The organism is Flavobacterium sp. 22659 (assembly GCF_052044235.1).
In the GTDB taxonomy this organism is placed as follows: Bacteria; Bacteroidota; Bacteroidia; order Flavobacteriales; family Flavobacteriaceae; genus Flavobacterium; species Flavobacterium johnsoniae.
Genome location: NZ_JBQEMU010000007.1, coordinates 16,763 through 33,012 on the forward strand (window position 1 = coordinate 16,763; position 16,250 = coordinate 33,012).

A 16,250-nucleotide genomic window follows, 5' to 3' on the forward strand; every position below is an offset into this window, starting at 1 on the left:
TTGCAGATTTTAGTCCCGATAGCTATCGGGATAGATTTAAGATTTGAATTCAAACAAAACAAAAAAATAACAACACAATGAAAGTAACACTTAACAGAGTAAATGACGCATTTCATTTTAAAGTAAAAAATGAACGCGGACACATAGTTGACGTTGACAGCAGAGCTGAATTTGGCGGAAGCGATTTAGGTGCAAGTCCAATGGAATTAGTTTTAATGGGAGTTGCAGGATGCAGCGCTATTGATATGATTTCGATTTTAAAGAAACAGCGCCAGGAAATCACTTCTTTTAACGCTGAGGTTGAAGGAACACGAGTGCAGATTGAAGAAGCAAAACCTTTTAAAGAAATCGATGTGGTTTTCTATTTAGAAGGAGAAATCAACCCGGAAAAAGCAAAAAAAGCAGCGCAGCTTTCTTTTGAAAAATACTGTTCAGTTGCCAAAACAGTTGAACCAACAGCAACAATTAAATACAAAGTTATCTTGAACAACGAAGCTTTATAGAATTAGAAAATTAGTCAATTAGGGAATTAGATAATTCTCTGTTAATTGAAAAAAAACTAGAAAGATTATTTTGCGAAACTCTGTGTTCACTTTGTGAATCTCCGCGAAATAACCGTTCAAAAAACAAAAAAAAACAACACAATGAATACAGAAGAATTTGGTTTTGAAACACAAGCCATTAGAACACAATTAGAAAGATCACAATATTTAGAACATTCGGTGCCTTTGTACCTGTCATCAAGCTTTGTTTTTGAAGATGCCGAAGATATGAGAGCTTCTTTTACAGAAGAAAAAGAAAGAAATATTTACAGCCGTTTCAGCAATCCAAACACAACTGAGTTTGTGGAGAAAATCTGCAAAATGGAAGGAGCTGAATCTGGTTATGCATTCGCAACAGGAATGGCTGCTGTATATTCTACTTTTGCCGGTTTATTGAATTCAGGCGATCATATCGTTTCTGCAAGCAGTGTTTTTGGTTCTACTCACGCTTTGTTTATGACTTATTTTCCAAAATGGAATATCGAAACTTCTTATTTCGAAATTAATAAGCCGGAAACAATCGAAAGTTTCATCAAGCCAAACACTAAAATTTTATACGCCGAATCTCCAACAAATCCCGGAGTAGATGTTATCGATTTAGAATTGTTAGGAAATATTGCCAAAAAACACAACTTGATTTTAATTATCGACAACTGTTTTGCAACGCCATATTTACAACAGCCAATTAAATTTGGGGCGCATTTAGTAATTCATTCTGCTACAAAATTAATCGACGGACAAGGACGCGTTTTAGGCGGGGTAACAGTAGGAAATGCCGATTTGATCAGACAGATTTATTTGTTTTCAAGAAATACAGGACCGGCATTATCACCATTTAATGCCTGGGTTCTTTCAAAAAGTTTAGAAACTTTAGCCGTTCGTGTAGACAGACACTGCGAAAATGCTTTAAAAGTAGCTGAGTTTTTAGAAAGTCATCCGAATGTAAACAGCGTAAAATATCCGTTCTTGAAATCGCATCCACAGTATGAAATTGCTAAAAAGCAAATGAAAGCAGGTGGAAACATTATTGCATTTGAAATTAAAGGTGGTATCGAAGCAGGAAGAAAATTTCTGAATTCAATCGAACTTTGCTCATTATCTGCAAATATTGGAGATACAAGAACAATCGTAACGCATCCGGCATCGACAACACACAGTAAATTATCTGAAGAAGATCAATTAGCAGTAGGAATCACGCAAGGTTTGGTTCGTGTTTCTGTAGGTTTAGAAACTGTAGAAGATGTAATTGCCGATTTAAAACAAGCGCTTGGATAAATCTCTTAGATTTAAGAATTCAAATTATATATTAGTGACGATTTTTGACTGTAAATTTATTACTGTTAAAAATCGTCATTCTTTTTGAGTGATACTTGAGTAAAAATTATATTTTTGTTTCGGAAGAAAAACTAATACAGTCAAAATTAACCATATAACCATGAGTCAATCCACTTACATTCTTGATGATAAACTATTAGCTTCTGTTGGAGCACGGTTTTTAAATTATATTATAGATCTTTTTGCTTTTATAATTCTTTTTGTGATAACAGCACTTTTTTTGGGAATTTTAATAGGTTTAGGATTTACAGAAATTGGAGTGTGGATGGATAATATGGGAGATTTTGGATGGAATGTTATTGCTCTTTTTATTTCATTAATTTATTATCTAGTGATGGAAGGCTTATTTTCAAGATCAATAGGGAAATTTATTACCGGAACTATTGTGGTTGATGAAAACGGTCAAAAACCTGACTTTGGAACTATTTTTAAAAGAAATTTATGTCGTTTTATCCCGTTTGATGCATTTACTTTTTTAGGTGGTTCACGAGGCTGGCATGATTCTATTTCTCATACTTATGTGGTTAATAAAAAAGCATTGGATGAAGAAATTAAAATATTTCATGAATTTAATTTAATAGGAAGTAAAGAAGTAATTTGATAGAATTGGTAGAATTTAACTATTCGTCTGTTATTTTTCTCATTTAAAAAGACTATTTTTGTTGCAGAAAAATATGAAGTTTGTTTGTTTTAGAAAAAATCTAAAATTTACAGTCTCATCTAAAATATAAAAATGCTTTCAAAGAAGACAAAATACGGAATTAAAGCCCTTACATATTTAGCCAGGAGAGAAAATAACGAACCTGTACAAATTGCCGAAATAGCCAAAAGTGAACATATTTCGATTAAATTTCTGGAAAGTATTTTATTATTACTTCGAAATTCAGGATTTCTTGGTGCCAAAAAAGGAAAAGGCGGTGGTTACTATTTAATTAAAGACCCGAAAGATATTAGTATGGCTAAAGTATACCGTATTTTAGAAGGTCCAATTGCGCTGCTTCCATGTGCAAGCCATAATTTCTACGAAAAATGCGACGACTGCGATGACGAATCTACTTGTGCTGCAAGACGGTTAATGACAGAAGTTCGTGATAATACACTCAAAATATTAGAAAGTAATTCTTTAGCAGATATTGCGTTCTAAGAATTAGTTAATCCATAATAAAAAAGACCATTTCTAAATTTGAAATGGTCTTTTTTATTTTTTAAGAAATTTTAGTTTTAAAAAATCAATTTATATCCGGCCATAAAAAGCATTACAGCTATGGCATTTCTAAGAAACTGATCAGGAACTTTTCCGCTTAACATACTTCCCATATAGATTCCGGGAAGAGATCCCATTAGTAATTGTCCTAATAAAGCTATGTCTAAATTTCCCATTGAAGCATGACCAATTCCGGCAACCAATGTGAGAGGAACAGCATGTGCAATTTCGGTTCCAACTAAACGAGGTGTTGGCAGTAATGGATAAAGGAAAAATAAAGTTACAGTTCCTAAAGCTCCTGCTCCAATAGAAGTTAAAGTTACAGTTGCGCCTAGTAAAACTCCAATTGCAATCGTGAGCATATTTTGTGTGGTACTTTCACTGTGAAATTTATCTCCGGCATGTTTTTGAGAATATTTTAAAATTTTATTTTTAAATATAATAGCGATTGATGTGAACAATAAAGCCCAGCCCAAACTATATTTAATAACACGATTTATTGTTTCAATATCAGTTTTAATACTGTTTAAAATCCATAAAGTAACTAAAGCTGCTGGAACGCTGCCAAGAGTAAGCCAGCCTGTAATTTTCCAGTTTATGTTCCCTTTTTTATTGTGAACAAAAACGCCTCCAGCTTTAGTAAATGCGGCATATAATAAATCGGTTCCTACAGCGGTTGTTGGCGGAATATTGAAGTATAATAAAATTGGAGTCATTAAGGAACCGCCGCCAACTCCGGTCAGTCCAACAATAAAACCAACGGCTAATCCTGCAATTACAAGACCTATTTGAAAATCCATAAATAAAAGTTTGGGGCTAAAATACAATAATTTTATAATAATCCTATCGATTTTATAGAGATTAGAAAATGTATTTAATTACCAAATATTTTTGACGTCTAAATTGTTGAAATATCCTGCAATACGGCATTATTTGTGAAATTATACTGCATAATTCTTAATATACTCTTTTAGAATGTAATAAATGACTAATTGAAGGCTCAAAAAAATAATAATATTGCTTTGTAATTTAGAAATAAGTAGTATTTTTGCAAAGTAATCTATTAACCCGATAGGGTAATGGTTTTTTGAAGCAAATTTAAACTTTTTAATATGGAGAAAGAACTGAAAATAAATAATACAGCCTCTTTTAAAGAGAAGCTTTGGATTGGAATTCCTGTTGTTTTACTAGTAGGTTTATTATTCACTTTAATATACAAGCATCACGCTGAATTTTCCTGGGACGGATTTGTAGCAGGATTCAATCAGGAATTTTTAGTGTTTTTTGCCATTGGAGTTTTTGCTCAATTGGTAGACGGAACACTGGGAATGGGATATGGAGCTACTTCAACCTCATTTTTATTGGCTTATGGAGTACCGCCGGTTATGAGCAGTACCGCAGTTCACGTTTCTGAAATGTTTACAACGGGCGCATCGGCACTTTCTCACCATCGTTTTGGGAACATCAATAAAAAACTGGTAAAGCATTTATTGATTCCGGGAGTTTTAGGTTCTATTACAGGAGCTTATTTGTTGTCAGACGTAATTAATGGCGATGTTATTAAGCCATTTATTGCAGTTTACATGATTATTTTGGCAGTTATCATTATCAGAAAAGCGTTAAAAAAGAATATTGTAAAAAAGAAAACTAAAAAATTAGGTGCTTTAGCAGTTTTCGGCGGATTTATGGATTCTGTTGGAGGCGGAGGCTGGGGGCCAATTGTGACTTCAACTTTATTAGGAAGAGGAAGAAACCCAAGATATACTATTGGTTCTGTAAATGCTGCAGAGTTTGCCATTTCATTTGCAAGCGGTATCACATTTATGCTTTTTGGAGGAATCCACGGCTGGCAGGTTATTATAGGACTGATTTTAGGAGGAGTATTTTCAGCACCTTTAGCAGCTTATTTAGTAAATAAAATCAAAAGAAAACCAATGATGGTTGCTGTTGGAGTTCTAATTATATTATTGAGTTTAAAAACATTATCTAAATTATTATAATTCTTTAGATAGGGAGAAAGAGATTATGAGTGCGATTATTGTACAAGAATTATTAGAGAAAACGAAAGATTTCTCACTTGACGAAACCTTAGTTTTTTTAGCAGAAGAATTTCCGGGAAAAGTAATTTTTTCGACTTCTTTTGGGCAGGAAGATCAGGTAATTACTGATTTTATTGCAAAAAGTAACACAGATATTACTGTTTTTACTTTAGACACAGGAAGATTATTTCAGGAAACGTATGACGTTTTTCACAAAACATTAAAAAAGTATAAAAGACCTATTGAAGTTTTTTTTCCAGAAGCGCCTGCTGTAGAAAATTTACTAAAAGCAAAAGGACCAAACAGCTTTTACGATTCAGTTGAAAACAGAAAAGAGTGCTGTTTTATTCGAAAAGTAGTTCCGTTAAGAAAAGCTTTATCAGGAAACTCAGTTTGGATTACGGGTTTAAGAGCAGAACAATCAGAAAACAGACAAGATCTAAACTTGTTTGAATACGACGGAAACTTCGAAATCATCAAATTCAATCCGTTGCTAAAATGGACTTTAGAAGAAGTTGAAACGTATTTATCAGAAAACAATGTTCCTCAAAACGCTTTACACAAACAAGGTTTCGTAAGTATTGGTTGTGCACCTTGTACCAGAGCCATTTTTCCTGGAGAAGACATCAGAGCCGGAAGATGGTGGTGGGAATCAAGCCATAAAGAGTGTGGGCTTCACAGTGCGAAAAAAGAGTAAGTAGAAGAAAGAAGCAATAGCAAAGAAAATAGATTTAAAGTTCCGAAGGAACGATCCATATTGTAGCGCCGGATTTTAATCCGGGGGGAGAGGTGATAAAAAATAATAGATTTTATCTATTGAAGAGAGAATAAAGAGAATATAATAAAGAGTGAAGATTTTAGACTAGGCGAAAATATGAAACTTAAACCTGAAACAAAATTTTCACAACATAAAATATCAAACAAAAAAACAATGAGTTCAGTATTAAAAACAAACGCTTTAGAGAGTGAAGCGATATACATTTTCAGAGAAGTAATTTCACAGTTTGACAAACCGGTTTTACTTTTCTCAGGAGGAAAAGATTCTATCACATTAGTGCGTTTAGCGCAAAAAGCATTTTTCCCTGCTAAGATTCCGTTTCCTCTATTACACGTTGATACAGGACACAATTTCCCTGAAACAATTGCTTTCAGAGATAAATTGGTAGAAGAATTAGGTTTAGAGTTGATCGTTCGTAATGTTCAGGATGCTATTGATGAAGGAAAAGTAGTGGAAGAAACTGGAAAATATTCAAGCCGTAACAGCTTGCAGACTACAACACTTTTAGATGCAATTGAAGAATTTAAGTTTGATGCTTGTATTGGTGGTGCGCGTCGTGATGAAGAAAAAGCAAGAGCTAAAGAACGTATTTTCTCTGTTCGTGATGATTTCGGACAATGGGACGAGAAAAATCAAAGACCTGAGTTGTTTGATATTTTAAATGGAAAAATTGAAAATGGACAAAACGTTCGTGTTTTCCCAATTTCAAACTGGACAGAATTAGATGTTTGGAGTTATATCGAGAAAGAAAAAATCGAGATTCCGTCAATCTATTTCTCACATAAAAGAAAAGTTTTTTTGAGAGACGGTTTAATCTGGTCGCATTCTCCTTTTGTGTACCAAGAAGAAGACGAACAAATCGAAGAAAGAATTGTTCGCTTCAGAACCGTTGGAGATATGAGCTGTACAGCTGCCGTTGAATCTTACGCCGCAACAATCGAAGAAGTGGTAGGCGAAATCAGATCGTCAACTATTTCTGAAAGAGGAGCTAGAATCGATGACAAACGTTCTGAAGCTGCAATGGAAAAGAGAAAACAACAAGGATATTTTTAAGTTGTTGGTTGATAGTTTTTAGTTGATAGCTGAAAACTTCAATAATTACAACAATAACAAAAAAAAGCAGATTAAATATTTTGATGGTTTTAGTTGATGTTTTAGAAAACCAACAACCATAAACCAACAACCAACAACATAAAAAGAATGGACGTTTTAAAAATAGCAACAGCAGGAAGTGTAGATGATGGAAAGAGTACTTTGATCGGGAGATTATTGTATGATACAAAATCATTGACAACTGATAAAATAGAAGCAATCGAAAAAAGCAGTAAACAAAAAGGATACGATTACCTTGATTTTTCTTTGGCAACAGATGGTTTGGTAGCAGAAAGAGAGCAGGGAATCACGATTGATGTTGCGCATATTTATTTTTCGACTGCAAAGAAAAGTTACATTATTGCCGATACTCCGGGGCACGTAGAATATACAAGAAACATGGTTACAGGAGCTTCGACTTCTCAGGTTTCTATCATTTTAATTGATGCCAGAAAAGGAGTTATCGAGCAGACTTACCGTCACTTTTTCATCAATAATTTATTGCGAGTAAAAGAAGTAATTGTTGCGATTAACAAAATGGATTTAGTTGATTATTCTGAAGAAGTTTTCAATAAAATCAAAGCGGATTTTCAGGCATTAAATGCAAAAAGTACTTTCAAAGAACAAAACGTAAGTTATATTCCGTTAAGCGCTATCAACGGCGGAAACGTGGTTGATAAATCTGAAAATATGCCTTGGTATGACGGACAAACGGTATTGGAACATTTAGAAGGATTACACGCTTCTGATGTTTTTGAAGCTGGAAAAGCACGTTTCCCAGTTCAGACCGTTATTCGTCCAAAAACAGAAGAATACCACGATTTTAGAGGTTACGCAGGAAAATTATACGGAAACTCAATTAAAGTTGGAGATGCTGTAACGGTTCTTCCTTCTTTAACAGAATCTAAAGTATCTAAAATTCACTTTTTCGATAAAACATTTGATGAAGCCGTTGCAGGTTCTTCAATTACAATCGAATTAGAAAATGATATCAATGTAACAAGAGGCGATATGATTGTAAAATCAGATGAACTTCCAAAAATTGAAAAAGACATTACCACAACAGTTTGCTGGATGGACAGTAAAAAACTGGTTCCAGGAACAAAATATTTAGTACAACACAATACAAACAGAGTTTTAGCAAAAGTAGAAAGCATTAAAAATACAATTGCAACAGATTACTCTGGAACGACAGAAGCTTCGCAATTGGCAATCAACGAAATTGGAGAAGTAACGATCAAATTAAGCAAGCCGTTATATTTTGATTCATACAACGAAAACAAATCAAACGGAGCTTTCATCTTAATTGATACAGCAACTAACACAACAGCAGGAGTAGGATTTATTAGGTAAACCTGCTATAAGCTTTAAGCAATAAGCCTTAAGCTTAAAAGATTGAAGACACAAAGTTTAAAAAGCTTATAGCCTACAGCTTAAAGCCTAAAGCAAGAAAAAGAAAATGGAAAGTTTTAGAACAGAAATAGAAAATCCGGTAGTTCAGAAGGAGATTATCGAATTAGAAAAAAAGATTCACTTATTCCGTGGAGGAAAAATTGATGATGAGCGTTTTCGTAGTCTTCGTTTAGCGCGTGGAATCTACGGTCAGCGTCAGGAAGGCGTTCAAATGATTCGTATCAAATTGCCTTATGGTAAAGTGACCAGCGAGCAATTAGTGCGTATTACACAGGTTTCTGATGAATATTCTACGGGACGTTTGCACATTACAACGCGTCAGGATATCCAGATTCACTATGTGAGTTTAGACAGAACTCCTGAACTTTGGGCAGATTTGGCTAAAGACGATATTACGCTTCGTGAAGCTTGCGGAAACACAGTAAGAAATATTACAGGAAGTGAATTGGCTGGAGTTGATGTAAACGAACCATTTGATGTTTCGCCTTATGCGCACGGACTTTTTCAATATTTGTTAAGAAACCCGATTTGTCAGGAAATGGGACGTAAATTCAAAATTTCGTTCTCGTCTTCAGACGAAGATACGGCGTTGAGTTACTTGCACGATTTAGGATTTATTCCGAAAATTAAAGACGGACAACGTGGGTTTAAAATCATGTTTGGAGGAGGTTTAGGATCTCAGCCAGCGCACGCCGAATTGCTTTCAGAGTTTGTTCCTGTAAACGAAATCATTCCAACAGCAGAAGGAATCATCCGTATTTTTGATAGATACGGAGAACGTGCAAAAAGAATGAAAGCGCGTATGAAATTCTTAATTAAAGAAATGGGAAGAGATGTTTTCCTTGATTTGGTTGAAAAAGAGAAAAAAGCCATTGCTTTTGAAACATACGAAATTGACACAACTGCTTTTGATGGTCCAATTCCAGAGCCAGTTTTAGAAGTGCCGCAAGTTACAATCGAAGATACTGCAGCTTATGAAGCATGGAAAAAATCGAATGTAATCAAGCAGAAACAAGACGGTTATTATGCTATCGGAATCAAAGTTTTATTAGGAGATTTTTATACTGATAAAGCACGATTATTAGCCGCTTTAATTAAGAATTACGCAGCAAATGAATTACGTTTTTCATTGCGTCAAAATATTGTAATACGTCACGTAAAAGAAGAGAATCTTCCTTTCTTTTATCAAGAATTAGCCAAACTTGACTTTGTTCAATTAGGATATAATTCAGTTGGAGATATTACGGCATGTCCGGGTACTGATACTTGCAACTTGGGGATTGCAAGTAGTACCGGTATTGCAGAAGAATTAGAAAGAGTTTTAAGTGCAGAATATCCTCAGTATTTAAACAACCGCGAAATCGAAATTAAAATTTCAGGCTGTATGAATGCATGCGGACAGCACAATATGTCTGCAATTGGATTCCAGGGAATGTCTATCAACTCAGGAAAACTAGTAGCTCCGGCTTTACAAGTTTTATTGGGTGGAGGAAGATTAGGAAACGGAGCAGGACGTTTTGCTGATAAAGTAATTAAAGTACCTAGTCGTAGAGGTCCTGATGCGTTACGTACCATTTTAAATGATTTTGATGCCAACGGAAGCGGACAAAAATTCCTAGATTATTATGATACAAAAGGAGAAAAATATTTCTACGAAATCTTAAAGCCTTTTGCAGATGTAACCAATTTAACAGAAGCTGATTTTGTGGATTGGGGTAACGCAGACAATTACGTAAAAGCAGTTGGAGTTGGAGAATGTGCTGGAGTAGTGATCGATTTAGTGGCAACTTTATTGTTCGAAGCTAAAGAAAAATTGATCTTGGCTCAGGAATCTTTCGACGAGAAAAAATGGTCAGATGCAATTTACCATGCATATGCAGGATTTGTAAACGGTGCAAAAGCATTGTTATTGGCAGAAAACCAAAAAACAAATCACCACGCAGGAATTGTAGACTTGTTTGATACTGTTTTTATCGACACTAATAAAATAGAATTAAACTCAACTTTTAAAGACTTGGTTTACCAAATCAATAAAAATGAACCGTCTGAAGCTTTCGCTAAAGATTACATTGCACAAGCAACAGTTTTCTTTGATAAAATCGAAACTTTCAGATCTCAGGAATTAGCAAATGCATAATATAAAACCCAAAATAACTTTAGTCGGTGCAGGTCCGGGCGATCCCGATTTACTGACGCTAAAAGCTGTAAAGGCATTGGCTGAAGCAAATGTGGTTTTATACGACGCTTTGGCCAATGAAGAAATTCTGGATTATGCACCAAAAAATGCGATTCGGATTTTTGTTGGAAAAAGAATCGGAAATCATGCTTACACGCAGGATCAAATCAATCAGTTGATTGTGGATAATGCACTGACGTACGGAAACGTTGTAAGATTAAAAGGTGGAGATCCATTTATTTTTGGAAGAGGCGGAGAAGAAATTGATTTTGCAGAAAGTTTCGGAATTGAAACCATCGTAGTTCCAGGAATTTCATCTGTAGTTGCTGTTCCTGCAAGTCAAGGAATTTCAATAACAAAAAGAGGAGTTTCAGAAAGCTTTTGGGCAATTACCGGAACAACTTCTGATAGAAAATTATCGTCAGATGTAGCTTTGGCAGCACAATCATCAGCAACAGTTGTTATTTTGATGGGAATGCACAAATTGCCTCAAATCATCGATTTGTTTCAAAAAGAAGATAAAGGAAATTTACCCGTTGCGATCATCCAAAATGGAACAACAGCAAAAGAAAAAGTTGGAGTTGGAACAGTTGATTCAATTTTAGAAGTTGTAAAACAAAAAGAATTAGGTTCGCCAGCTATTATTGTTTTAGGCGAAGTTGTCAGAGAAAGCAATAAACTAAAAGGATTTTACGAAGAATTTCTATCAAAAGAAGAAATTCGTTAGAATTTATATGTTCCGTTAGGAACATTTCATCGGTAGAAAAAAAAATGTTTTCACAGTAATAATGTTCCGTTAGGAACATATGATTGACACCGATTTTGCAGCGTCAGGTTTTAACCCGAAGTTTGCATTATTAATTGTTCCGTTAGGAACAACATATTGGTAACATGGAACAAAACGAATTATATCCAATATTTCTAAAGCTTCACAATTTAAATGTTTTGATTGTGGGCGGAGGAAATGTAGGTCTGGAAAAGCTTTCTTTCTTGCTCAAGTCAAGTCCGAATGCAAATGTTGAGGTAGTGGCGAAAGAATTTCATTTAGAAATAAAAGTTCTGGCCGAAAAACATCCTTCGATTAAATTGACAGAATCGAAGTTCAAAAAGAAAATGCTCAAAAAACGTCACATGGTAATTGCCTGTACAGACGATTTGAAAGTAAATAAAAAGGTTTACGATTTAGCAAGAAAACGCTATTTGATTTGCAATATAGCCGACACACCAGATTTATGTGATTATTATCTGGGGGGAATCGTAACAAAAGGGAATGTAAAAATTGCGATTTCAACAAACGGAAAATCGCCAACAACGGCAAAAAGATTGCGTGAATTTTTTGAAGAAGTAATTCCAGAAGATATCAACCAAATGGTTGAGAATCTGAACGAATATCGAAAAACGCTAAAAGGCAATTTTGAAGAAAAGGTTAAAAGAATGAATGAGATAACCGATTCATTGAAAAATAAGGGATTGTAAGAGTTCCGGAGGAACGTTTCATATTGTAGCGTTGGGTTTCAACCCGATGAAGGAAGGACGTTTCATATTGTAGCGTCGGGTTTTAACCCGATGAACAATGAAATTAAAAAATAAAGAGTAAAAAAGTTTCGGAAAGAAATAAATGATAAAAATCATTGAAAGTACAAGGATTTATTCGTTTCTTTGCGTTATTAAGAATGATTATAAACAACAACATAATGATTAAAACAGATATACTTATAATTGGAGCAGGCCCAACAGGTTTATTTGCCGTATTTGAGGCAGGATTGTTAAAATTAAAATGCCACATTTTAGATGCTCTTCCACAACCAGGAGGACAGCTATCAGAGTTATATCCAAAAAAACCAATTTATGATATTCCTGGATTCCCAGAAGTATTAGCTGGAGATTTAGTTGACGGATTAATGGAGCAAATTAAACAATTTGAACCAGGATTTACTTTGGGAGAGCGTGCTGAAACTGTTGAAAAGCAAGAAGACGGAACTTTCATTGTAACATCAAACAAAGGAACTAAATTTCACGCACCAGTTATTGCAATCGCAGGAGGTTTAGGAAGTTTTGAGCCTCGTAAGCCACTTATCGAAGATATCGAGTTTTATGAAGATAAAGGAGTAAAATACTTCATCAAAAATCCTGAGAAATTCAGAGATAAAAGAGTTGTTATTGCAGGAGGAGGAGATTCAGCATTAGACTGGTCAATTTTCTTAGCAAACGTAGCTTCAGAAGTGACTTTAATCCACAGAAGAAACGAATTCAGAGGAGCTTTAGATTCAGTAGAAAAAGTACAGGAATTAAAATCAGCTGGAAAAATTAAATTAATCACTCCAGCAGAAGTTATCGGAATCAATGGTGCTGAGCATGTTGAGTCATTAGATATCGAAGAAAACGGAGCACACCGTAAAATCGAATGTGATTATTTCATCCCGCTTTTCGGATTAACACCAAAATTAGGTCCAATTGGCGACTGGGGATTAGAAATCGAGAAAAATGCCATTAAAGTAAACAATGCATTAGATTACCAAACTAATATTCCAGGAATCTTCGCTATTGGAGACGTAAATACATACCCAGGAAAATTAAAGTTAATCCTTTGTGGTTTCCACGAAGCAACTTTAATGTGCCAGGCTGCATACGGAATCATCAACCCAGGTAAAAAATATGTATTGAAATATACAACAGTTTCTGGTGTAGACGGTTTCGACGGAACTCGTAAAGAAGCTCCAAAAGCGGTTGTGAAAGCGATTGTTTAATCTGAGATGCTGAGGTTCTAAGGGACTAAGACGCTAAGGTTTTTTTATATAGAAAGCTCAAACTTTTAGTTTGGGTTTTTTTTATTTGTATCTTTCAAGTTTATTAAATTTGATAAAAAAATAAAAAATTTTTGCGCTTAAGTTATTGAAAATGATAAAGTTAATTGTGGAAGAAATCAAATGAAAATATACAGTTTAATTTATATTGTTCTTCTAATTCCTATTTGTTCGTTTGCTCAAGTGAGACCAGAAAAATCAGAAGTTCAGAAAATAATCAGAAACAGTAAGGTAGAAATGAAAAAGGGTAAATTTTCTTTGCCTTCAGATAAATCTTGGAAATTTAACAATGCAGACAGTTTGTATTTTAAACAAGATACACTAAACGCTTTTGTGTATAAATCATCAAAACATAAAAACTTCTGTCAATTAATTGATTGGACATTTTATCGAAATAATGCGTTTATTTTAGGTCAAGAATCAAGCTGTGATGAGCCTTCAACTAGAAAAGTTTTGAAACATCCGAGCGACTATTTTACTCTTGCTGTTTATTCTGTAAAAAATGAAACTATGATTGATATTCTTAGATATGACAAAATGATTGTAGAATCTTTTATAGTAATTGGAATAGAAGAGAATAATGATTATTCGAACATAAAACTCATAAGAAGATTTAACGCAAACTAGTTTAGTTATAATTCCCGTCATATCTCAAAAACAAAGTAAAACCAAAACTCAGTATCTTACTTTTTTTGTGTCTGACAGAAACCTTAGCGCCTTAGCGCCTAAGTCCCTCAGAACCTTAGAAAAAAAACATTTGCAAATCGAAACCCTATTTCATACCTTTGCACTGTTCTTAAAATTATTGTCAGTTATCACGAAAGGCGGAGGGATAGACCCGATGAAACCTTAGCAACCCTTTATCATAAAGAAGGTGCTAAATTCTACTTTATACGACATTTTCCAGTATTAAAGATAGATAACACAAATACATACTCGTATTTCTCAAAACTTTTCCAGACAACATACAATATTTACTGAAATAACTCAGTAAAGGAGCGAATCATTGGCGCATTTTTGCAGTCAATAGTTCCCGCTTTTCGTTGCAATCATTTTGCTTTTTAAAGATAAAAGCAAAATGATTTCCTCTTCAATCGGGGCTAATGAGCCAGCAATAGTGCCCTTTTGGAATTAATGTAAAAAAAATATCCGAAGTAAATCGATAGGTTTAAACTTCATAATTATAATAAAAAAACTTAGCATCTTAGTCCCGATAGCTATCGGGATAGTTTTAGAAGCTAAAAAAAGAAGCCATGGCAATAACAATTCAAGAAGCAATAAAAAAAAATATCCTAATCCTTGATGGAGCAATGGGAACAATGTTGCAACGCTATAATTTCTCAGAAGAAGATTTCAGAGGAGAGCGTTTCAAAGATTTCCCGCATCCGTTAAAAGGTAACAACGATTTACTATCCCTAACACAACCACAAGCAATCCGCGATGTTCATGCGGCTTATTATGAAGCTGGTGCTGATATCGTAGAAACCAATACTTTCTCAGGAACGACAATCGGTATGGCCGATTATCATATGGAAGATTTGGTTTACGAATTAAACTACGAATCGGCAAAAATTGCAAGACAAGTAGCCGATGAGTTTACCGCAAAAAATCCTGACAAACCTCGTTTCGTAGCCGGTTCAATCGGACCGACAAACCGTACAGCAAGTATGTCGCCAGATGTAAACGATCCAGGTTACAGAGCCGTAACGTTTGACGATTTACGAATTGCTTACAAACAACAAGCAGAAGCTTTAATGGATGGAGGATGCGATTTACTTTTAGTAGAAACAATCTTCGATACGCTAAATGCAAAAGCTGCGCTTTTTGCAATCGAAGAAGTAAAAGAAGAACGCAACATCGATATTCCAATCATGGTTTCAGGAACAATTACAGATGCTTCTGGAAGAACACTTTCTGGGCAGACTGTTGAAGCTTTCTTGATTTCAGTTTCGCATATTCCGTTATTAAGTGTAGGATTCAATTGCGCTCTTGGAGCCGATTTGTTGAAACCGTATTTAAAAACATTAGCGCATAACACAAGCTTTAATGTGTCGGCACATCCAAACGCAGGTTTACCAAATGCTTTCGGACAATATGACGAAACACCAGAACAGACTCAGGTATTCATTAAAGAGTATTTAGAAGATAATTTAATCAATATCATCGGAGGTTGTTGCGGAACAACGCCAGATCATATTCGATTAATGGCTGAGGTGGCGAAGGATTATAAACCGAGAGTTGCGCCAACTTTTGAATAATTTAGAAAATTTTGTACAAATAAAAATTATGCTAAAAACAAGTAAAATTCTTTTGATTTTTATTTTACTTAATTTTTGTTCTTGTGATAAATTAGATACAAGAGAACTGATTGTTAAAAATAGTTCTGATAAAATAATATATAGTATTCTATCCGAAAATGATAGTATGAATGATTCAGGCTTTTATTATGAATATCAAGATGATTTTAATGAAAGTAAAAGAGAAGATTATGATGCTCCATTTGTTTTCGAGGAAATCATGAGCGGAAAAATGATTGCTAATAGCGATAGACCGAGATATTGGAATAATTATTTTCAAAGATTAGAAGACAAAAAAGCAAGGTTATTTATAGTAGAAAAGGATAGTGTAGATAAATATGGTTGGAAAACAATATTTGCTAACAATATTTACAGTAAAAAATATTTTATCACTCTTGATAAATTGGATAGCCTTAACTGGCAAATTGAATATAAAGGGGATAATTGAGAGAATCGTGAGAATGAATTTCTTATGAAACTGAATTTGCGTGAGGAATAGAAGCGGTTAGCCCACAGCCTGACGAAGGAAGAGCGAGGACTAATAGCGGATAGCCCGGTCCGAAGGGACAC

At 34.5% G+C, this 16,250-nt stretch carries 16 protein-coding genes and 1 riboswitch; of the genes, 15 read left to right on the forward strand and 1 reads right to left on the reverse strand.

The annotated features are described in order from the left end of the window. The first annotated feature begins 77 nt into the window (after window positions 1–77). The 4 genes from ACTJIW_RS09245 to ACTJIW_RS09260 all read left to right on the forward strand — a co-directional run bounded on the left by ACTJIW_RS09245 (window position 78) and on the right by ACTJIW_RS09260 (window position 3,021). Window positions 78–503 carry an OsmC family protein gene (locus ACTJIW_RS09245; protein ID WP_440714566.1) on the forward strand — a complete coding sequence of 142 codons (426 nt, stop codon included), beginning with the start codon at window positions 78–80 and terminating at the stop codon, window positions 501–503. Between the two features lie 141 nt (window positions 504–644). Beyond that, complete coding sequence (locus ACTJIW_RS09250; protein ID WP_012023574.1) at window positions 645–1,817, forward strand: trans-sulfuration enzyme family protein; 1,173 nt, start codon at window positions 645–647, stop codon at window positions 1,815–1,817. A 160-nt stretch (window positions 1,818–1,977) separates the two neighbouring features. Continuing rightward, window positions 1,978–2,478, forward strand: coding sequence for an RDD family protein (locus tag ACTJIW_RS09255; RefSeq protein WP_440714565.1), 501 nt, complete (start codon window positions 1,978–1,980; stop codon window positions 2,476–2,478). Window positions 2,479–2,610: 132 nt separating this feature from the next. Next, window positions 2,611–3,021 carry an RrF2 family transcriptional regulator gene (locus ACTJIW_RS09260; protein WP_012023576.1) on the forward strand — a complete coding sequence of 137 codons (411 nt, stop codon included), beginning with the start codon at window positions 2,611–2,613 and terminating at the stop codon, window positions 3,019–3,021. A gap of 77 nt (window positions 3,022–3,098) precedes the next feature. Here the strand turns inward: ACTJIW_RS09260 and ACTJIW_RS09265 are convergent, their stop codons facing one another. Continuing rightward, window positions 3,099–3,881, reverse strand: a complete 783-nt coding sequence (locus tag ACTJIW_RS09265) for a sulfite exporter TauE/SafE family protein (protein WP_274252248.1) — start codon at window positions 3,879–3,881, stop codon at window positions 3,099–3,101. 312 nt (window positions 3,882–4,193) lie between these two features. On the opposite strand from ACTJIW_RS09265, the gene ACTJIW_RS09270 reads away from it, so the two are divergent. The 11 genes from ACTJIW_RS09270 to ACTJIW_RS09320 all read left to right on the forward strand — a co-directional run bounded on the left by ACTJIW_RS09270 (window position 4,194) and on the right by ACTJIW_RS09320 (window position 16,128). After that, entirely contained in the window at window positions 4,194–5,081 is an 888-nt protein-coding gene (locus tag ACTJIW_RS09270; protein WP_121362450.1) for a sulfite exporter TauE/SafE family protein, read from the forward strand. Between the two features lie 25 nt (window positions 5,082–5,106). Beyond that, window positions 5,107–5,817 (forward strand): phosphoadenylyl-sulfate reductase, encoded by a 711-nt coding sequence (locus ACTJIW_RS09275; RefSeq protein ID WP_440714564.1) that lies wholly within the window; start codon window positions 5,107–5,109, stop codon window positions 5,815–5,817. Between the two features lie 177 nt (window positions 5,818–5,994). Beyond that, entirely contained in the window at window positions 5,995–6,951 is a 957-nt protein-coding gene (gene cysD / locus ACTJIW_RS09280) for a sulfate adenylyltransferase subunit CysD (RefSeq protein WP_440714563.1), read from the forward strand. Window positions 6,952–7,098: 147 nt separating this feature from the next. Next, complete coding sequence (locus tag ACTJIW_RS09285) at window positions 7,099–8,343, forward strand: GTP-binding protein (protein ID WP_121362448.1); 1,245 nt, start codon at window positions 7,099–7,101, stop codon at window positions 8,341–8,343. Between the two features lie 106 nt (window positions 8,344–8,449). Continuing rightward, entirely contained in the window at window positions 8,450–10,540 is a 2,091-nt protein-coding gene (locus tag ACTJIW_RS09290; RefSeq protein ID WP_440714562.1) for a HEPN domain-containing protein, read from the forward strand. Then, complete coding sequence (gene cobA / locus ACTJIW_RS09295; protein ID WP_440714561.1) at window positions 10,533–11,306, forward strand: uroporphyrinogen-III C-methyltransferase; 774 nt, start codon at window positions 10,533–10,535, stop codon at window positions 11,304–11,306. Before ACTJIW_RS09290 ends, cobA begins: the two co-directional genes overlap by 8 nt. A gap of 164 nt (window positions 11,307–11,470) precedes the next feature. Continuing rightward, complete coding sequence (locus ACTJIW_RS09300) at window positions 11,471–12,055, forward strand: precorrin-2 dehydrogenase/sirohydrochlorin ferrochelatase family protein (RefSeq protein WP_121362445.1); 585 nt, start codon at window positions 11,471–11,473, stop codon at window positions 12,053–12,055. Between the two features lie 218 nt (window positions 12,056–12,273). Further along, entirely contained in the window at window positions 12,274–13,326 is a 1,053-nt protein-coding gene (locus ACTJIW_RS09305) for an NAD(P)/FAD-dependent oxidoreductase (protein ID WP_044047573.1), read from the forward strand. 180 nt (window positions 13,327–13,506) lie between these two features. Next, the gene (locus tag ACTJIW_RS09310) at window positions 13,507–14,010 is read left to right on the forward strand and encodes a hypothetical protein (protein ID WP_149205599.1); all 504 of its coding nucleotides are present in this window, start codon (window positions 13,507–13,509) and stop codon (window positions 14,008–14,010) included. A 182-nt stretch (window positions 14,011–14,192) separates the two neighbouring features. Beyond that, window positions 14,193–14,309: riboswitch (SAM riboswitch) on the forward strand. Window positions 14,310–14,636: 327 nt separating this feature from the next. Further along, window positions 14,637–15,641 (forward strand): homocysteine S-methyltransferase family protein, encoded by a 1,005-nt coding sequence (locus ACTJIW_RS09315; protein ID WP_440714560.1) that lies wholly within the window; start codon window positions 14,637–14,639, stop codon window positions 15,639–15,641. A gap of 28 nt (window positions 15,642–15,669) precedes the next feature. Beyond that, window positions 15,670–16,128, forward strand: a complete 459-nt coding sequence (locus ACTJIW_RS09320; RefSeq protein WP_440718449.1) for a hypothetical protein — start codon at window positions 15,670–15,672, stop codon at window positions 16,126–16,128. Window positions 16,129–16,250: the final 122 nt, after the last annotated feature.

Coding starts and splice junctions, on each gene's coding strand:
- ACTJIW_RS09245 (WP_440714566.1), top strand. CDS start 78: ATGAAAGTAACACTTAACAGAGTAAATGACGCATTTCATTTTAAAGTA.
- ACTJIW_RS09250 (WP_012023574.1), top strand. CDS start 645: ATGAATACAGAAGAATTTGGTTTTGAAACACAAGCCATTAGAACACAA.
- ACTJIW_RS09255 (WP_440714565.1), top strand. CDS start 1,978: ATGAGTCAATCCACTTACATTCTTGATGATAAACTATTAGCTTCTGTT.
- ACTJIW_RS09260 (WP_012023576.1), top strand. CDS start 2,611: ATGCTTTCAAAGAAGACAAAATACGGAATTAAAGCCCTTACATATTTA.
- ACTJIW_RS09265 (WP_274252248.1), bottom strand. CDS start 3,881: ATGGATTTTCAAATAGGTCTTGTAATTGCAGGATTAGCCGTTGGTTTT.
- ACTJIW_RS09270 (WP_121362450.1), top strand. CDS start 4,194: ATGGAGAAAGAACTGAAAATAAATAATACAGCCTCTTTTAAAGAGAAG.
- ACTJIW_RS09275 (WP_440714564.1), top strand. CDS start 5,107: ATGAGTGCGATTATTGTACAAGAATTATTAGAGAAAACGAAAGATTTC.
- cysD (WP_440714563.1), top strand. CDS start 5,995: ATGAAACTTAAACCTGAAACAAAATTTTCACAACATAAAATATCAAAC.
- ACTJIW_RS09285 (WP_121362448.1), top strand. CDS start 7,099: ATGGACGTTTTAAAAATAGCAACAGCAGGAAGTGTAGATGATGGAAAG.
- ACTJIW_RS09290 (WP_440714562.1), top strand. CDS start 8,450: ATGGAAAGTTTTAGAACAGAAATAGAAAATCCGGTAGTTCAGAAGGAG.
- cobA (WP_440714561.1), top strand. CDS start 10,533: ATGCATAATATAAAACCCAAAATAACTTTAGTCGGTGCAGGTCCGGGC.
- ACTJIW_RS09300 (WP_121362445.1), top strand. CDS start 11,471: ATGGAACAAAACGAATTATATCCAATATTTCTAAAGCTTCACAATTTA.
- ACTJIW_RS09305 (WP_044047573.1), top strand. CDS start 12,274: ATGATTAAAACAGATATACTTATAATTGGAGCAGGCCCAACAGGTTTA.
- ACTJIW_RS09310 (WP_149205599.1), top strand. CDS start 13,507: ATGAAAATATACAGTTTAATTTATATTGTTCTTCTAATTCCTATTTGT.
- ACTJIW_RS09315 (WP_440714560.1), top strand. CDS start 14,637: ATGGCAATAACAATTCAAGAAGCAATAAAAAAAAATATCCTAATCCTT.
- ACTJIW_RS09320 (WP_440718449.1), top strand. CDS start 15,670: ATGCTAAAAACAAGTAAAATTCTTTTGATTTTTATTTTACTTAATTTT.